This window comes from Proteocatella sp. QWL-06 (assembly GCF_058684135.1).
Genome location: NZ_CM178755.1, coordinates 872,171 through 890,369, shown reverse-complemented (window position 1 = coordinate 890,369; position 18,199 = coordinate 872,171). Strand labels below are relative to the sequence as shown.

Here is an 18,199-nt window from a genome sequence, read left to right as displayed (position 1 = left end):
TCTGCAGTTCAGCGGAGGGTTTTTTTATTACAGTATGGTAACTTTTTTAAATAATTTATGTACCTGTGAAAATTTATGATATAATATATTGGATTAGGAGGTCTGAACATGGACAAAGATTTAGAAAAAAAACCAAATAAGAAAAAGAAAAAAAGAAAAATAAATTTCATCAGGCTGATATCGCTCATAACTGCATTTGCAGTTTTTGCAGGTGGAATAACTGCCGTGGCAGCTGCTCTGATTGTAGTAAAGACAGCTGAACCGATAGACCCTACGAAAATATCGGAACTGCTTGATGAAAGCTCATTTATTTTTGATGACAAGGGAGTTCTGATAGAAAAGATTTCAAATGGAGAGTATCGAAGCATAGTGCCGCTCTCTCAGATTCCAGAAGATCTTCAGAATGCAGTAATTGCGGTTGAAGATGAAAGATTCCGAGAGCACAACGGAGTCGACGTCAAAAGGATATTCGGAGCACTGTGGTATGACATAAAGACTCTGAGCCTTGCTCAGGGAGCTTCGACAATCACGATGCAGGTTGCAAAAAACCTTTATACTACAATGGATAAGACCTGGACTCGAAAGCTTAAAGATGCATATTATGCACTTGAAATCGAAAAAGTCCTCAGCAAGGATCAGATACTTCATGCATATCTCAATACCATAGGTCTTGGAAGAGGAACAAGAGGCGTTCAGGCTGCAGCTCATGTGTATTTTGACAAGGATGTGTCTGAGCTCAATCTTCCAGAAGCAGCGATGATAGCAGGCATCACACAGAATCCTTACAAATTCTCAGCTTATGTGACAGCACCTATTTCTCCTGATGACGATTTTACAGGAATGCAGGTAAGCCTCATCCCAAGCAACAGTGAAACCCCAGCGCCAACAGCTGAAGACCTTCAGGTATTTGACAGGCTTCTTAAAAATGGACTTATTTCAAATCTTGAGCATAACCAGCTTGTAAAGAATGATTACTATGCTAGAAAAGCTGTCCTTAACCCTGATTCCAAGGAAAGACAGGAAATAGTTCTCAAGATGATGCTCAAGAACGAATATATCACAGAGACTCAGTACAACGAAGCTGTGGCATATCCGGTGGAGATAAAGCTCGGAAAGAAAAAACAGTCTAACATATCTTCTTACTTTGCCGATAAAGTAAAGGCAGAAGCAGTGACAGCGCTTGAATCCGTAGGCTACTCTGCTGAAGATGCAAATGACATTCTTTATGGCGGAGGACTGAGGATATATTCTACTCTCAGTACCAGCATACAGAACATACTTGAAGAAGAAGTAAACAATCCAGCCAACTTCCCGGGAAGCTGGATAGACGAGGATGGGATTCCTCAGCCACAGGTCGCTTCCGTGATAATGGATCAGTATACCGGTCAGGTCAAAGCACTCGTGGGCGGAAGAGGGATTAGCGGAAACAAAATCTATAACAGAGCGCTTAACCCAAGACAGCCCGGATCATCAATAAAGCCAGTGGCAGTTTACCTTCCTGCACTTGAAAATGGATTTACCGCAGGATCAGGAGTAGTGGATGAGCCTATAAAAGATGAAAAAGGTGAATACTGGCCAAAGAACCTCAGTACCTATGACGGCCCTACTATACTTCGAAACCTTGTGATAAAATCATCAAACGTAGGAGCGGTTCAGGTAGCTGAAAAAGTAGGCACGAAAAAAATGATTGAATATATGAAGAACATGGGAATATCAACAATAGTGACGAGAGACATGAACTCAGCAGTAAATGATGAGAACTTGTCGATGACACTCGGAGGTATGACAAAGGGAGTTACGCCTCTTGATCTTACAGCAGCATATGCTTCAATCGCAAACTCAGGAAAATATACAAAACCTGTATTCATTACAAAGATAGAGAATACGAGCGGCACTGTGCTTTACGAGAACACACCTGAAGTAAGGCAGATTGCAACAGCTCAGAATGCATATATAATGACTGACATAATGAAGGATGTAGTAAACAGAGGTAGCGGCGGAAGAGCCAGGGTCAGGAATTTTGTGACAGTAGGAAAGACAGGTACCACAAACGATGAAAAAGACATCTGGTTCGCAGGATACACACCTTACTACACAAGTGCTCTCTGGATAGGTGAAGACCAGCCAAAGGATATGAATAAATCCAGTGACGTACCATCTGCGCTTTGGGGAAGGATAATGAACAGAGTCCACTCAGGACTTCCTGCCAAAAACTTTGCTGCTCCTTCAGGGCTAACCCAGACTTCGATATGTCTTGAAAGCGGACTCAAGCCAGGACCGTACTGCACAAAAATCGCAAGCGAGATATTTGTAGCAGGAACCGAACCGAAAGATATATGCATGGAGCACGAGGCACCAATAGTTACAGAAGGCCTTCTGGACGATGAGACTAAGGCAAATGCAGAAAAAGATGATAAGGAATATATAAACAGCGAAAATAACGGCAATGGAAACCAGGGCAATCCTGGAGGCGAAGGACAGACAGACAAGCCGCAGAACCCGCCAGTCGATGATAATCAGGGAAATGGCGACCAGGGTAATCCACCGCCAGCTGATGATGGAAACGGACTGTTTGGATAAAAAAAGAGAGCTTTGAGCTCTCTCTTTTTTTGCACATATTTAAAGGATCTTAATTAGAACCTGATCTCAAGCATGGCTTCTCTTGCATATACCTTTCTCATAAGGGCCTTCTTGCTCACTATTACTCTGTCAAAGCTTCCTCTTCCTATGATTCCTATCTCGTCAAAGGCTATCATTTCAAGCTTGAGGGTATTCTCATGCCTTTCCTTCACTGTAACAGTTATAGTTATGGTCTGGCCAAGCAGAGTAGGCTTTTCATGTACAAGGTGGATTTCCTTGCCTATAGTGACAAGTCCCTCATCAAGCTTTTCGTCAATCAGCTTCGTACTGGCTGATATCATCAGCGCAACAAGCGATGGCGTTGCAAAGAGCCTGTCAAGCTCAGAATTCCCATAATTGCTGGCGATGTCGTCCTCAGTTACGGTTTTTTGTATTGTTATCGATCCCCCAATTTCAAATTCAGGCATTTTTAGCATAATCATACTTCCTTTCATAAAATATACAATATATATTTTACCTTATCAGACGTGATCTAGCTACTGTTTTTTTAGTGATTCGTACATAATTATTGCGCCTGCTATTCCGACATTAAGTGATTCTGCCTTTCCAAATATTGGAATATAGAGCTTTTCGTCAGACACAGAGAGGAGTTCCTCGCTTATGCCATTGGCTTCGTTGCCCAGTATGATGGCTGTCCTGTCATCAAACCTGACGCTGTCATACAGCACCGAATAGTCATCAAGAGCGGTAGCATATATTGCAAATCCCTGCGCTTTCATATAGTCAATATCGGCAAGATCAATCTCTGCCACAGGCACCGAAAGATTGAGCCCCATTGCGGATCTGTTCACTTTCGGAGAGAAAAGGTCCACAGTTCCCTTTGTATACAGGACCGCATCAAAGCCCGCTGCATCAGCCGTTCTTATAAGAGTACCGGCATTCCCCGGATCCTGGATCCTGTCAAATATCACCACTCTCATCCTCTCACCCGAAAGTATGGCCTTCAGATCGTGAGAGGGCATATCTACAAGAGCGACTATGCCCTGCGTATTCACAGTATCCGTTATCTGGCTGAATAAAGATGCTCTGACAACGCAAGATACCTCCAGGTGCTTCTCATATATTTCTCTGTACTCCTGATCAGAATTTATCTCAGCTTCTGAAAAAGCAAGCATTTTTACGTTTATTCCATCATCCAGGATCTGTTTTACTGCTCTCAGACCTTCGATCATTACAAGCCTGTGCTTTTCCCTGTTCTTTCTCAGCTTGAGAGAAGATATGAGCTTTATCTTCTGATTTTCCTTTGATCCTATAATCTCTATATTATTCATTTGCCTCACTCATCTTGTTAATTTTCTTGATTTCTCCAATGACAACAAGTATGTCTTTTGCGTATATTATGTCTTCGCTCTCAGGAGATATATTCACATCCATGCCTCTCTTTATCGCTACGATGTTTATTCCGTACTTGCCTCTGAGATCAAGCTCTGAAAGTGTTCTATTATTCCAGTTGTCAGATGCAATAATTTCAATTATCGAATATCTCGGATCGAGTTCCACGAATTCAAGTACATTCTTTGATATAAGGTTGTGCGCAAGTCTTACTCCCATATCTCTTTCCGGGAATACTACCCTGTCCGCGCCTATCTTATAAAGCACTTTTGCCTGCAACTCAGTCTTTGCCTTGCATACCACATAAGGCACTCCGAGTTCCTTTACCACTATGGTGGCCATTATCGAAGATTCTATGTCCGAAGCAACGCTTATTACAGCGACATCGTAGTTTCTTATTCCAAGTGACTTCAGTGTGGCTTCATCTGTTGCATCTGCCTGAACAGCCTGAGTTACATGGTCTGCTATATCCTGTATTATCTCCATGTTCATGTCTATTGCAAGTACCTCATGGCCAAGACTGTATATAGTCTTGGCAACCGCTGATCCAAAACGACCACACCCGATTATTACATATGAACTCATAAAAAATCTCCTTTATAATATAACTTCGCCCTCCGGCAACTGATATTCCACTTTCTTTGCTCTTCCGGCAAGTGCCATGACAATCGTCAGGGCTCCTACTCTTCCTGCAAACATAATTATTACAAGTACAAGCTTTGAAGCAGTTTCAAACTGAGTTGTTATACCCAGTGTAAGCCCGACTGTTCCAAATGCAGATACTACCTCAAATACTATATCCACAAAATCCATTTCCGGATTGAGAAGGCTGAGAGCCATTGATCCGGCTATTATTATTATGAATGCAATTATTATTATCGTCATTGCTTTATTAACTACGGAATAGTTTATTCTTCTTCCGTATGCCTCTACATCCTTGTTTCTTACAAAGGCTGCAGCAGTAAGAAGAAGCACTGCCAAAGTGGTGGTTTTTATACCACCTGCTGTAGATGCCGGACTTCCTCCCGTAAACATAAGCAGTATTATCAGAAACTTTGAGCTGTCTGTCAGGGCAGCAAGATCAATAGAGTTAAATCCGGCGGTCCTGGGGCTCACTGCCTGAAATGCGCTTATAAGGATTTTTTCATAAAGACTTAACCCTCCTATAGTGTCAGGGTTACCTGATTCAAGAAAATATAGTGCCGCAGTCCCTCCAAATATAAGGACCGCTGTGACGGTTAATGCCAGCTTTGAGTGAAGGCTTAGCTTTTTAAATTTTCGCTCATGCATAAAATCAAAAATCACAGTAAATCCAAGTCCACCGATTATTATCAGAAGCATTATGACCATGTTTATAACAAAATTACTCTTGTATCTTGTTATCGATTCAAAATTTCCCATAATATCAAACCCTGCATTACAGAATCCCGAGATTGATGTGAATATGGATGTGCTGAATCCTTTTATAAAGCCAAATTCAGGTATGAACTGAGTCATAAGAAGAACTGCACCTATTGACTCAATAATAAGCGTTCCAATAAAGATATTCTTTGTCAGATTTACGACTCCCTGTATTTTATTCTGTCCCAGAGATTCCTGAATGAACAGCCTGTTTTTTATTCCTATCTTTCTGCCCAGTACTATTGCCCCTATAGTAGTTATTGTCATAAAACCGAGTCCTCCGGTCTGTATCAGCAATATAATTATGAGCTTACCAAAAGCGGACCAATAGGTTCCGGTATCTACAACAACGAGTCCTGTTACACAAACCGCAGATGTGGACGTAAATAAAGCATCTATGAATGAAACCTCATTGCCCTCTGATACCGATACAGGAAGCATCAGCAGCGCCGTTCCAAGTAAAATAACAAACGTAAATCCTGCAATGATATATTGAGCAGGAGAGTTTAGCTTGATCAATTCTCCGACCTTCTTTCTTTAATTATTTTACTTGCCTCCAAAAGGCCTTTTTATGTCAAATTTATTTATTCTTTCATTTAGTTTTTCCCTGACTGTCTTTCCGAGCCTCATCCCGATATACATTAGAAATGATGGAGCGATTATTATTGCAAGATACTTGACTGCAGGATTGGCGCTTTCAATAAAATATGGCATGAAGGTAATGTTGGGATTCAGCATATGAAGCGGAACCCAGTATAATGACTCTGTTCCTGATGCCATATCAGCAAAGCCTCCTGCTCCTGCAAACCCAACTATGAACAAAGCTATATTTATCATTATCGGAACAGATACAGATGCTGCCCTTTCTCCTGGAACCTCTGAATCTTTGAGCGTCATGCCAAGAGATATGAAAAGCAGCAGGAATATGCCTGCTGAATAAGGCATTACATAATAGATGTATTTTCCCATTATGAATATATATGTTATAAAAGCTATCAGAATCTGATACGCAACGCTTTTTATCTGATTTTTTCTTACGTCTCTCATCTTTCCTCTTTCTGATGCCTAAACACAGACATCGTTTTTCATGTCTTCATATTTCTTGTCTCCTATCCCGGCAACCTCGCGCAGCTCTTCAACAGATTTGAACTCACCATTCTCGTTTCTGTAGTCTATTATCCTCTGAGAGAGTACTTCGCCAATTCCCGGAAGCTCCTGGAGCTTTTCTTTTGATGCTATATTTATATTTACCCGTCCATCTTCATTTTCAGTCATGTCGTCTTCATTTTGACTATTTCCTCCATCTTTATCAGCAGTATATGACTGAGGATAGTTTATTACAAGTACCTTTCCCTTTGAAGGTATAATGTACTGCGCTCCATCGACCAGTCTCTGAGCCATGTTAACGGCATTTCTGTCGGCATTATCTGTAAGCCCGCCTGCCATGTCGATAGCTGACTGGAGCCTCTCGCCTGACCCAAGCTCAATTAAATCCGGGGTATTGACCTCTCCGGTTATATCGACATATATAGTATCCGCAGCCGGCTTTGCAGCAGCCTCATCTTCATATGCATCAGCAAATGTCGAAACCGCCTCCTGCTGCGCTTCCTGAGAAATATCCTCCTCAGCTTCAGCTGATTCGGAAGCTGATGTGCCTTTGCTCCCGCTGATTTCATACTTTCTGTCTCTTTCCATAAAATTTCCGGCAGCCATAAAAATAACAAGAGCTGCAGATATAACAAATACCTTTTTCATGCTTTTTGGATCGTAAGAAAATTTTGAACTCATAGGGGCGCACCTCCATAATTATACAAAGCTCAGATGACACAATTATATCACACCTTTGATCAAAAAAATCAAATGATCAAACATAATTTTTACGATAATGAAAGTATCTCATGACAGTTTCATCCTGGCATGCTCTATTTTAGAAAATTATAAATATTTCCAATAATAGTCTTTATTTTTTCGCGTTTTTCTGTTTTAATATATATAAGAAAAGATTTAAAAAATTGAAATCTTGGGAGGTAATCAAAATGGTTAAATTATTGTTAGGTGAAGCAGGCAGCGGAAAAACTAAATTAATGATTGCTAAGGCAAACGAAATGATTACTAATATTAAAGGTGAATTGGTCTACATAGAACTGACCAACAAGCATGCAAGTCAGCTCCATAGAAATATCAGGTGCGTCTTCACTGAAGAATATTCACTTGATTCATTTGCATCAGTTTATGGCTTCCTGTGCGGACTCACCAGTGCAAACCATGACATTGAAAGCATATTTATCGATGGTTTAGACCAAATATTACATAAGGAAATTGACGGTGTAGTATTTGAATTCATGGATCTCGTTAATGATTTTTCTGTAAAGAACTCTATTGAAGTATTTATTTCAGCTAGCGTGTATTCACAGGAAATAATTAATGGATTGGAAAAGTACACTAAAGATTTCTAATTTTTTAAAGCCAGTTTCAGACATATTGACTGCAGCCTCTATAAAACAGGGGCTGCTTTGTTTAGGAGGAAAATTAATTGAACAGAAATCACTATGAAATCAAATTGCATGAAGGCCACAGATATATAACATTTCCGGTTCTTACAGATATGGGAATAAAAAACTGCTTTACTACCTCAGACATACTCACAGGAAATTCAGATGAAGCTAAGCTCATGAGTGATTACGAAGAGACATTTAGGTTTATGGACAGTTCTCAGGATGTTCGCTTTTTTACTTCACAGGTCCATTCAGACGGCATAAAGGTAATTTCATCTTCTGAGGAAGGTGCTCCTTTTTACGCCGGAAGATTTTTCGAAGATACTGACGGCCTTATAACAGGACTCAGAAACACCGTTCTCGTTACCAGGTTTGCAGACTGTACCCCTGTGATCATAATAGACCCTGTAAAGAAAGTTATGGCAAATCTTCACTCCGGATGGAGAGGCACTTCAAAAAAAATCTTCCTCAAAGCTGCAGATATCATGTGTACTCAATTTGGTTCTCTCCCTCAGGATCTTACTGTGATAATAGGGCCCTGCATTGGATATGATGATTTTGAGATTCAGAGCGATGTGCTCGATATTTTCAGAGGAAGCTTTGGTGATATAAATGGTTTTTACAGACAAAAAGACCAGCTCCATTATCTCCTTGACATGCAAGGCATAATAGAGAGGTCTCTGGTTTCATACGGGATAAAAGAATCGAACATATATACTGCAGACATCTCAACCTTCAGCTCCGAGCTGATGCACTCTTACAGACGAAATCCCAAAAGCTCTGGAAGGATGATAATGGCAGTATCCATTTGATTTTACCGTATCTCAGTGATTTTATGAAGGCAGGTTCTTCTTTATGAACTCTGTCACATCCTCAATTACCTGTTCCCGGTTTCCTTCATTGAACAGCTCATGCCTTCTGTTTTCATACAGCATGAGCTGTACGTTTTTAAGGCCATTCTTCCTGTACATCTTTTCAAGGTTTTCAGGCCCTTTTCCATAGTCTCCTACAGGATCTCTGTCCCCTGAAAAAATCAAGACAGGCATTTCTTCAGGTATCCGCCTTAGGTTTATGCCATTGAAGTTCTGGCAGATTCCATTGAAAAGATAATAATAAGCGGAAGTCGTAAAGCTGAAGCCCATGTCACTGCTCTGGACATACTTCCCTACTTCGGACTCATTGGTAGACAGCCAGTCTGATTTTGTTGATCTGTTCCTTATCTTCTTGTTGAACATAAGGTCCTGTGCATTTCTAATGAGCTCAGCTTCCTTTTCTGACCCCATTACCGTCATCATGGTTTTGGCTACTATCTTCCCTACCTTTGACACCGGTATCTGGTTTCTTCCGTTGCTTCCTGAAAGAAGGAGCATCTCGACTGTCTCAGGATAAATCTGTACATATCTCTGAGCCAGGAAGGATCCCATCGAATGCCCAAGCAGAACCACCGGGACTCCCGGGTTTTCACGTGCTATTATCCGGTTAAGGCTTCGCATGTCCCTTACCATCTTTAGGAATACGTCGCCCTCTCCCATATATCCATATTTTTTATGAGCTGATTTACCATGACCTCTGTGGTCGTTTATATATACCCCAAAGCCTCTTGAGACAAAGCTCTCCGCTACCGATGAATACCTCAGGGCTTTTTCTGCCATTCCGTGGGAAATCTGTATTATAGCGACAGGTCTTCGATCTGGCATGAACTTGTAGGCTGCTATTTTAAGTCCATCCGTATATGACTTGAAATCAAATTCCCTGTAGTTCATCTTCTGCACCTCTATTCTCAAAATTCTTTGGAACAAGTACCTTGAGACAGCCTTTCTTAACCTCTACAGAAAGCGGCATTTCCGGCCCCTTCTCTCCATCTATGCTTATTGTAATATCGTCTTCAGAATCAATGAGGAATCGGTTTCCACGTATCAGCTTTACATTGCTGTGCCTGGTTATATCTTCTCCCTTCATGACCGAGAAGAAAAGATTTGCAATTTCTATAGTCGTGCTCTCTCTTATTATTATGAGCTCCATTATGCCGTCTGAAATATTTCCAGTATCTATGAAGTTGGAAAAAGTTCCTACGCTCTTTCCGTTGAGAAGAAGGAACATATATGCCTTTTCATCATATTTTATGCCGTCAACCGTTATTTCCAGGTCATATGTCTTGAGAGCCGTAAGCTCGGTGAATGGCTTGAGATAATAGGCAAGCGGTCCCATAACGAGCTTGAGATTCTTGTCAGTCATGTAGGACGTATCTACAAAGGCTCCTCCTGCCAGCGAAGTCAGAAATACTCTCTCATTATTCACTATCCCGATATCTACCATTCCAGTGCTGCCGCTGAATACCTCATCGATTATGTTCTCCAGCTGGGACTCCGTGTTTATGCTCCTTGAAAGGTCTATGCTTCTCGTGAAATTGTTGCTCGTTCCCGCCCCAAGAGCGAAAAAAGGTATGGCGAGCCGGTTTTCAAGCATTACCTGAACTATCTGGCTGAGCGTTCCATCTCCACCGGAGCCGATTATTAGATCAAACCTGTCAGTCATTATTTCCTTCAGGTCAGTATCGTCCTCCGGTATCCTGTACACAGTAAGATAAACGCCATAGCTTTGCAGCTTTTCTATTATAAAGTCAATGTGCTTTGAAATAAATCTGTTTCCTGAAACCGGATTATATGCAAATAAAGCATGTTTCATATCTCCACCTCATTTCCATGGATGTCATACTATCTCTGAGATCTCTCCTTGAGCTTTATTATGAGATCTATAGTCTCGTCGATTGCTTCTCTTGATATATAGTAGTGAGTCACGAATCTGAAAAGACCATTTTCTTCAGGATTTATGATGATTCCATATTTTGCGAAATTCTCTACCGTAAAGTAATTTTTGAGCTTTTCATCCCTTACTTTGAAAAATACCATGTTTATGTCGAGCTTGTTCCTGAGGACCTCTATTCCTGATATGATATCCAGTCTCTCCGCAAGATATCTGGCATTGTCATGATCCTCGACAAGTCTCAGTCTCATTTCTTTTACAGCTATCTGACCTGCAGCAGCGAGCACCCCAACCTGCCTCATTCCGCCACCCATTATTTTTCTCTTTTTCGTTGCACTCTTTATGAATTCCTTAGTTCCAACCAGAACTGATCCTATCGGAGCACAAAGCCCCTTCGAAAGACATATGTTAAGAGAATCTACATTTTCTGTTATATCCCTTATCTCACAGTTGAGCGAAGTCACGGCATTAAAGAACCTTGCTCCATCAAGATGTACCTTTAGCTTGTATCTGTCTGCTATTTTTTTTACGCTTCTCATATACTCAAGATCTACCACGGTTCCATCAGAAAATGCGTTTTCAATACATATCAGCTTTGTTTCAGGATAGTGTATATCCTCTTCTTTTCTTATTGCATTCTCGAGCCTGTCGAGCTCCATCTTTCCGTTGTATGTCGGAAGCGTCCTCATGTTAACTCCTGAAATTATAGCTGCAGAGCCTGCCTCATGCTGAACTATATGGCACTCATCAGGAAGTATTATCTCATCTCCCCTGTTGCAGTGGGTAAAGAGTGCAAGCTGATTACAGAACGTTCCGCTCGGTACAAAAAGCGCTGCCTCCATTCCGCAGAGCTGCGCTATGTATTCCTGCAGCTTGTTTACTGTCACGTCGTCTCCATAAACGTCATCCCCTACCTCTGCCCTGTACATTGCATCTCTCATCCTCTGCGTCGGACGCGTTACCGTATCGCTTCTAAAATCAATCATTATTTTTACGCTCCTTTTCATATAATATTTCATAAAGTCTTTCAAGGCAGATATCTTTTGCCTGTTCCCTTATTGCGTTTCTTGTTCCGTCAAACATATGCCTGCTTACGCTTGTTTCATTGCCCGAGGACAACCCCACATATACAAGGCCTCTTGGGTTTCCATTTTCATCAGTTTCTCCAGGTCCTGCCACGCCAGTCGTGGAAATTCCAATATCTGCGCCAAGATTTTTTCTTACCCCTTCTGCCATTTCCGCTGCGGTCTGAGAGCTTACTGATGAATGTATTTCAAGGGTCTCGCGCCTTACTCCAAGCCTGGTGATTTTAGATTCGTCCGTATATGATACCACGCCCTCAAGAAGCACCTCGCTTGCTCCAGGGACTCCGCATATTGCAGATGAAACAAGCCCTCCAGTAAGTGATTCGGCTATAGCAAGAGTCATTCCTCTTTTTTTAAGCATCTCTACTATCTTTATGTTTGCATTTTCCATATCAGCACCTCACAGGCATTTTATGCTTATTTTTACAAAGCAAGGGAGTATAGATTACCCCCTTGCCCTGCTTTTTCTGAAAATCAGTTCATTTTGCTGTTTATATCTTGAAAGAGCTCTTGAGTGCAACTATCCTGTTGAAAACAAGTCTGCCTTCTTCTGAGAATTTTGGATCGACATTGAAATATCCATGTCTGAAGAACTGGTACTTTGACTCCGGCGCGGCATTTCTGAGGCCTTCCTCAACATATCCCTGAAGTATCTCGATTGAATCCGGGTTTACATCATCCTCTCCATCTAGAAGTATCGGCTCAAACAGCCTCATTTCAGCTGTAACGGCATTTTTTGCCTCAACCCAGTGAAGCGTTCCCTTTACTTTTCTTTCGTTGAATCCGCTTCCGCTCTTTGTCTGTGGATCATATGTGCAGTGTATCTCTGTTACATTGCCCTGCTCATCCTTTATAACTTCATTGCATTTGATGAAGTATGCATGCTTTAGCCTTACCTCATTTCCAGGGAAGAGCCTGAAATATTTTGCCGGAGGATTTTCCATGAAATCGTCCTGCTCTATATAAATCTCTCTTGAAAATGGTATCATCCTTACGCCCATATCCTCTTCTGAATCGCTGTTGTTTTCAGCTTCAAGATATTCGGTCTTTCCCTCTTCATAGTTTGTTATTATTACCTTGAGCGGTCTCAGAACAGCCATCGTCCTTGGAGCTTTCTTTATGAGGTCCTCTCTTATGAAGTGCTCCAAGTACTGTGAATCTACGGTGCTGTTTGACTTTGAGATTCCTATCTCTCTGCAGAAGGTTCTTATAGCCTCAGGAGTGTATCCTCTTCTTCTCAGCCCTGAGATAGTAGGCATCCTCGGATCGTCCCAGCCATCAACCACGGCATCATCGACAAGCTTTTTCAGCTTCCTCTTGCTCATCACTGTGTTTGTAATGTTCAGACGTGCAAATTCTATCTGCTGAGGCACCGATTCCATCTCACATTCTCTTATCACCCAGTCATAGAATGGTCTGTGATCCTCAAATTCCAGAGTACATATGGAATGAGTTATTCCTTCTATTGCATCCTCAAGCGGGTGTGCATAGTCATACATCGGATATATGCACCATTTGTCTCCCGTGTTGTGGTGAGTGGCTTTTGTAATCCTGTATATTACAGGATCTCTCATATTTATGTTTGCAGATGACATATCTATCTTTGCTCTCAGCACCTTTGCCCCGTCGTCATAAGCGCCTTCTCTCATCTTCTCGAAGAGTTCAAGATTTTCTTCAACGCTCCTGTTTCTGTAAGGGCTGTCTTTTCCTGGCTCTGTGAGAGTACCTCTGTACTCCCTCATTTCCTCAGGGCTGAGGTCGCACACGAATGCCTTTCCCTTTTTTATCAGAAGCACGGCCTTTCCGTACATGATATCAAAATAGTCAGATGCCCAGAACAGATTGTCCCACTCAAATCCCAGCCACTTCACATCTTCCATTATAGACTGTACGAATTCCTCATCTTCTTTTACAGGATTTGTGTCATCAAATCTCAGATTGGTCTTTCCACCGAACTCATCCGCAAGCTCAAAGTTGAGAGTGATAGCCTTGGCGTGTCCTATGTGGAGGTATCCGTTAGGCTCTGGCGGAAATCTTGTCATTATATCCTTATGCTTACCGCTTTTTAAATCTTCTATGACAATGTTCTTAATGAAATTGCCTGGCTTTAGCTTGTTTTCCATTTTAAGTTTCTCCTTATATCAGTCACATATTTTTTTAAGCTTAAAATCGAGATAATCGCAGGACACAAGATGAAAACTCGTCCCATCATGCATCCCCTCAAATACATAGCTGAATGATTCCTCTCCGTGCAGATGTCCATAGACCATATAGTCTATATCATTATCTCTTATTATCCTCAGTATCTCAGAATCATCATGTCTGTCATTTACAGGCGGATAATGCATTACCACAAATTTTGTAAGTCCTGATGTATCTGCCTTGTATGAATTCAGAGAATATTTCAGCCGCTCTGTCTCACGGCTGTATATCTTCTCATCCTCAAGCGTGAATTTTGTGTCGTTTGGGCATATCCAGCCTCTTGTCCCATAGAATATATAATTATTAATTATAACATGATTGTTATGCAAAAATTCAATATCCGGATAGTTTTTTTTCATTTTCGTAAGAGACTGCCACCAGTAATCATGATTTCCCTTTATGATTATCTTTCTGCCCCTGAGCCTGCTGATTTCATCGAGATCCAGCTTTGCATCTTCGAATTTGAGCGCCCATGACGTGTCTCCTGCTATTATAACGATGTCCTCATCTGTTACAAGTTCATTCCAGCTTGAGAATATCTTCTCCTTGTGATTTATCCACCCGAAGATATCCATCGGCTTCTGTTCATTTGATGACAGATGAAGGTCTCCTATTGCGTATATCGACATATTATCCTTTCTCGGAAATAAATTATTTTTTTTCCTTAGATCTCTGCTTGATATCATCTATCATAGCGTCTATCTGTCCCTGAAGCACTGCAAGCGCATCTATGTTGTCCACCGCATTGATTACGTCAAGTTGCTCCTGAAATGCAATCGCATCCTGCTCATAGCCCATTTTATGAAGCAGACGTATCCCATCGAGAGATTCCTTTACAGCAAGGGATTTGAGCCCGAAGGTCACCTGCGCCTTAATGATTTCCTCTCTTATCTCACTCATCTCTCTGTCCAGAGTAAAGGCTGCGTCTCCGGCGCGTCTCAGCCTTATACTCAGGTCCTCAGGCAGCTCCTTGTTGTACTTGTATCTGAGCGAATGCTCTATAGTAGCCCAGAAGTTCATCGAAAGCGTCCTTATCTGTATCTCGGCAAGGATCTCCTTTGAGCCTTCTATAGTCTCTATAGGGTACTTTATTATGACATGGTAGCTTCTATATCCGCTTTCCTTGTAATTCTTTATGTAGTCCTTTTCATAGACTACCTCCATGTCATTCCTTGAATGTATTATATCCACAACCGTATATATGTCATCCACAAGCTGGCACATTACTCTTATGCCGGCAATGTCTTCCATTTCTGCACATATCTTGTCGGTATCCATATTCAGTTTCTTTGCCTTGTCCAGGATCGAAGTTACCTTTTTGATCCTTCCTGTTACAAACTCAATCGGCGAATACTCTCCCTTATTCTGAAACTCTCTTCTTATATTCTTGAACTTTACCTTGAGCTCTTCGACTGCATACTCATAAGGCAGTAATATCCTTCTCCATTCTCTGTACTCCATATTCCCCTCCTGCTGTATCTTTGCTCAATCTTATATGCCGTAATAATATATCTTCCCCTGATCGTAAGTATAATCTATAATATTTCTCTCAGCCAGGCTGGCGATAAATGCGCCTGTCGTTGAATAATTATAGTGATATGTCTCAAAATTGCATTCAATTTCATTTATGACAAGAAGCTGCTGCAATATTTCCTCTCTTGAAGATGGAGTCTTTAATATCTCTATGATATCAGCTTCATATCTGTCCAGTACCTCAACGTTCTCATCTATTATCTTATCTATCTCCGATTTGCTGTATACATTTTTTGAATGTGCAATGAGGCCATGGTCAAAATCCAGATTCTTTATCTTTTCCAGGGACTGTCTCTGATAATCGATGCTGTACAGGAACGGCATATCGTATTTTGCCATTATCGTCCTGTCAAAAACCGAGTCTCCAAGATAGCACACCCTGTCATCCGTGATAATGACGGCCTGACCCATGCAGTGACCCGGAACATGATGTATCTCAAAATCCCTGTCCTTTATGGTTAACTTTTCATTTACAGGTATATCCACACTGAAGTACCTCGTAGCTTCATCCGCTCTCTTTCCCTGGAATTTTGGCGGAGCTGATGACACAAGATAGGCCTTCCCTATATAGAGGTTCTCGATATATGGCCTTGCCATTTCATGCGCTATGAGCTCTACATGGGGCGCTGTCTGTTTTATACCCTGAAAAGCCTCATAATGGTCAAAATGCTCATGAGTAGTATATACATATCTGGCTCTCATGCCATTCTCCTCAAGAGAGCTGCATATGCGCCTTCCTCTTCCCACGGTATGCCCTGCGTCTATCACAAGCGCTGACTTGTCCTTGAATACATATACCCCTGTATTCGTGCCACCTTTTATATAGTAACTGTGTCCATTGATTTTGTTTAATTCCATAGTATTTTCCTCAGTTCTTTAATTATCTGCACCTGTTAATTATATCAAAATTTAAAAAGTTTAACAATAAATATAGCTTATTTATAGCTAATTCAGTATAATGTATTTAACAAAGCTGCAATTTCGCAACAATAATAATGCAATTTTTACTGGAGGAAATCATGGAAAATGTATATACAAAAGTATTCAATCTCAAAGGATACTATTTTACCAAGGAATATGACAAGAAGAAAATCAACAAAGTAAAGGTAAGGCGGGTTCTTGACGATACAGTCCTCAAAAGCTTCAAAAGAGGCGACTGCAATATAGAAATCTACTTTGAGGAGACTGGAAAATCTATCATGATAACGCCTGATACCCCTAGAGATACAGTACTGAAATATCTTGGCGAAAAATTTGCGCCTGAATTCTAAAAAAAGAGTCCTGAAGACATATAGCTTCGGGACTCTTTCATTTTAATCTCAATCCGGCATGATTAATGACCTTCAGCAAAGCCCCTCAAGGATACAATCACCAAATCTGGCCATCAGAAGCTCGCTTGAAAAACATTCTATCGTCCTCTCATATGGCTTTTCCATATCCATGCTCCTGAATACATATGAAACCTCTGATATGTCCTTAATTGATCCATCCTTCATCTTTACCCAGATATTGTCCTTTTTCCTATCATATATTCCAAAAGATACCGTTCTTTTTATATATCCATACTCGCTGTTCCAGTCAGCTGCTTCCATACCGCAGTCTCTGAGGTTTTGGTCCAGGACTTCACACAGCTCAGGTATGTTCTCCGTCTTTCTGTAGCGCTTGTATTTCTTTCTGTCAAGAAATGCTCTGCACATGTGAGAAAGTACCGAGTCGCTGTGATTTTTCCATTTTGTCATGTGAAAGTACATGAAGTAATCGTCTATAGATGTATACTCGCTCACTGAAATCTCTTTTTTATCAAACAGCTTGAGCATGATTTCATCGGCAAATAAAGTCTTTCCTGTCAGATAAAGCTCTCTTGCCCTTGCAAATATCTTTACGAGCATGGCCTCCATCTGAACTTTTACAGGATGCTGATACGCCTCCTTGTGCATATAGTATCTCGCCATTATATACTCCTCAATCGAGGATATGTATTTTTCGTTTACACAGATCCTGAACCTGCTCTCCTTACACGCAACATCGAGAGACTTTATGAGCCTTCTTATATCATAGTTGCCGTTGCTGATGCTTGTAAAATAGCTGTCACGCAGAAGGTAGTCCATCCTGTCTGCATCTATCTGAGAGCTTATGAGCTGCGATATCAGCGTCATAATGTTTTCTTCACCATCAGACGAATCATCGGAACTCCCTTCAAAAATAGCCGCGAGCTTTTCTACGAATGACTCAGAGAAGTTCTGGGTAAGGGATCTGTTAATCTGAGAATCAGGGTCCCTCATTATTTTTACGGTCCAGTCCTCATGATTTCCAAGTCCGAATATCTTTTCAAAGGTGTGAGAAAACGGCCCGTGTCCGATGTCGTGAAGCAGTGCGCTGCAAAGAGCAAGATCTCGCTGCTCCTGTGTAACTTCGATTCCATATGAATTCAGTATGCCCTCGAGATGATCAATCAGAAGCCCCATCACATGATATGTACCTATGCTGTGCGAAAATCTCGTATGTGATGCTGTAGGAAAGACAAGATATTCACAGCTGAGCTGCTTTATCCTGGAGAGGCGCTGAAATTCAGTCGTATTAACCAGTGAAAAATACTTATACGGAAACTCTATATCCAGATGCACGGGATCCCTGAGTACATACCTCTTGCTATCAGCCATTGCTTTGCTCCTTTATCAAAATATTTTGTTAAAAGATAAATTTAGTTTTTTCAAATTATCTATAGCTTTATATTGATTTTTAATTTAA

Annotated in this window: 19 protein-coding genes; 4 read left to right on the top strand and 15 right to left on the bottom strand. The window is 41.1% G+C overall.

Going from position 1 to position 18,199, the window contains the following annotated elements:
- Window positions 1-108 precede the first annotated feature (108 nt).
- Window positions 109-2,580, top strand: a complete 2,472-nt coding sequence (locus tag AC4PGZ_RS04170) for a transglycosylase domain-containing protein (RefSeq protein WP_492159791.1) — start codon at window positions 109-111, stop codon at window positions 2,578-2,580.
- Between the two features lie 53 nt (window positions 2,581-2,633).
- Here AC4PGZ_RS04170 and AC4PGZ_RS04165 read toward each other — a convergent pair whose 3' ends face one another.
- Genes AC4PGZ_RS04165 through AC4PGZ_RS04140 form a run of 6 tightly spaced genes read right to left on the bottom strand, consistent with a single transcriptional unit; the run spans window position 2,634 to window position 7,161 of the window.
- Entirely contained in the window at window positions 2,634-3,056 is a 423-nt protein-coding gene (locus tag AC4PGZ_RS04165; RefSeq protein WP_492159790.1) for a thioesterase family protein, read from the bottom strand.
- A 60-nt stretch (window positions 3,057-3,116) separates the two neighbouring features.
- Window positions 3,117-3,911 carry a TrmH family RNA methyltransferase gene (locus AC4PGZ_RS04160; RefSeq protein ID WP_492159789.1) on the bottom strand — a complete coding sequence of 265 codons (795 nt, stop codon included), beginning with the start codon at window positions 3,909-3,911 and terminating at the stop codon, window positions 3,117-3,119.
- Window positions 3,904-4,557, bottom strand: a complete 654-nt coding sequence (locus tag AC4PGZ_RS04155; protein ID WP_492159788.1) for a potassium channel family protein — start codon at window positions 4,555-4,557, stop codon at window positions 3,904-3,906. Before AC4PGZ_RS04155 ends, AC4PGZ_RS04160 begins: the two co-directional genes overlap by 8 nt.
- Before the next feature lie 12 nt (window positions 4,558-4,569).
- A complete protein-coding gene (locus tag AC4PGZ_RS04150; RefSeq protein WP_492159787.1) occupies window positions 4,570-5,892 on the bottom strand; it encodes a TrkH family potassium uptake protein in 1,323 nt (440 codons plus the stop codon).
- A 27-nt stretch (window positions 5,893-5,919) separates the two neighbouring features.
- Complete coding sequence (locus AC4PGZ_RS04145; RefSeq protein WP_492159786.1) at window positions 5,920-6,420, bottom strand: hypothetical protein; 501 nt, start codon at window positions 6,418-6,420, stop codon at window positions 5,920-5,922.
- 18 nt (window positions 6,421-6,438) lie between these two features.
- Complete coding sequence (locus AC4PGZ_RS04140; protein WP_492159785.1) at window positions 6,439-7,161, bottom strand: ComEA family DNA-binding protein; 723 nt, start codon at window positions 7,159-7,161, stop codon at window positions 6,439-6,441.
- A gap of 248 nt (window positions 7,162-7,409) precedes the next feature.
- Between AC4PGZ_RS04140 and AC4PGZ_RS04135 the strand changes: the two genes are divergently transcribed.
- Both AC4PGZ_RS04135 and AC4PGZ_RS04130 read left to right on the top strand, forming a co-directional pair.
- Complete coding sequence (locus tag AC4PGZ_RS04135; RefSeq protein WP_492159784.1) at window positions 7,410-7,829, top strand: AAA family ATPase; 420 nt, start codon at window positions 7,410-7,412, stop codon at window positions 7,827-7,829.
- A 77-nt stretch (window positions 7,830-7,906) separates the two neighbouring features.
- Entirely contained in the window at window positions 7,907-8,680 is a 774-nt protein-coding gene (locus tag AC4PGZ_RS04130; protein WP_492159783.1) for a purine nucleoside phosphorylase YfiH/LACC1 family protein, read from the top strand.
- Window positions 8,681-8,701: 21 nt separating this feature from the next.
- Here AC4PGZ_RS04130 and AC4PGZ_RS04125 read toward each other — a convergent pair whose 3' ends face one another.
- From AC4PGZ_RS04125 to AC4PGZ_RS04090, 8 genes are all read right to left on the bottom strand, one after another.
- Entirely contained in the window at window positions 8,702-9,631 is a 930-nt protein-coding gene (locus AC4PGZ_RS04125) for an alpha/beta fold hydrolase (protein ID WP_492159782.1), read from the bottom strand.
- A complete protein-coding gene (locus tag AC4PGZ_RS04120) occupies window positions 9,612-10,553 on the bottom strand; it encodes a YegS/Rv2252/BmrU family lipid kinase (RefSeq protein ID WP_492159781.1) in 942 nt (313 codons plus the stop codon). The genes AC4PGZ_RS04125 and AC4PGZ_RS04120 overlap by 20 nt, the downstream gene beginning before the upstream one ends.
- A gap of 29 nt (window positions 10,554-10,582) precedes the next feature.
- On the bottom strand, window positions 10,583-11,617 hold the full coding sequence (gene ltaE / locus AC4PGZ_RS04115) for a low-specificity L-threonine aldolase (protein WP_492159780.1): 1,035 nt from the start codon (window positions 11,615-11,617) through the stop codon (window positions 10,583-10,585).
- A complete protein-coding gene (locus AC4PGZ_RS04110) occupies window positions 11,610-12,107 on the bottom strand; it encodes a CinA family protein (RefSeq protein ID WP_492159779.1) in 498 nt (165 codons plus the stop codon). The genes ltaE and AC4PGZ_RS04110 overlap by 8 nt, the downstream gene beginning before the upstream one ends.
- 100 nt (window positions 12,108-12,207) lie before the next feature.
- Window positions 12,208-13,839, bottom strand: a complete 1,632-nt coding sequence (locus tag AC4PGZ_RS04105) for a glutamine--tRNA ligase/YqeY domain fusion protein (protein WP_492159778.1) — start codon at window positions 13,837-13,839, stop codon at window positions 12,208-12,210.
- Between the two features lie 18 nt (window positions 13,840-13,857).
- Complete coding sequence (locus tag AC4PGZ_RS04100; protein ID WP_492159777.1) at window positions 13,858-14,547, bottom strand: metallophosphoesterase; 690 nt, start codon at window positions 14,545-14,547, stop codon at window positions 13,858-13,860.
- A gap of 22 nt (window positions 14,548-14,569) precedes the next feature.
- Window positions 14,570-15,379 carry a GTP diphosphokinase gene (gene yjbM, locus AC4PGZ_RS04095; protein WP_492159776.1) on the bottom strand — a complete coding sequence of 270 codons (810 nt, stop codon included), beginning with the start codon at window positions 15,377-15,379 and terminating at the stop codon, window positions 14,570-14,572.
- Window positions 15,380-15,409: 30 nt separating this feature from the next.
- Complete coding sequence (locus AC4PGZ_RS04090) at window positions 15,410-16,309, bottom strand: MBL fold metallo-hydrolase (protein WP_492159775.1); 900 nt, start codon at window positions 16,307-16,309, stop codon at window positions 15,410-15,412.
- Between the two features lie 161 nt (window positions 16,310-16,470).
- Here AC4PGZ_RS04090 and AC4PGZ_RS04085 point away from each other — a divergent pair, with 161 nt between their 5' ends.
- Window positions 16,471-16,722: a hypothetical protein gene (locus AC4PGZ_RS04085; protein WP_492159774.1), complete on the top strand. Its 252-nt coding sequence runs from the start codon at window positions 16,471-16,473 to the stop codon at window positions 16,720-16,722.
- Between the two features lie 72 nt (window positions 16,723-16,794).
- On the opposite strand, the gene AC4PGZ_RS04080 is transcribed toward AC4PGZ_RS04085, so the two are convergent.
- Window positions 16,795-18,111 (bottom strand): HD domain-containing protein, encoded by a 1,317-nt coding sequence (locus AC4PGZ_RS04080; RefSeq protein WP_492159773.1) that lies wholly within the window; start codon window positions 18,109-18,111, stop codon window positions 16,795-16,797.
- Window positions 18,112-18,199 lie beyond the last annotated feature (88 nt).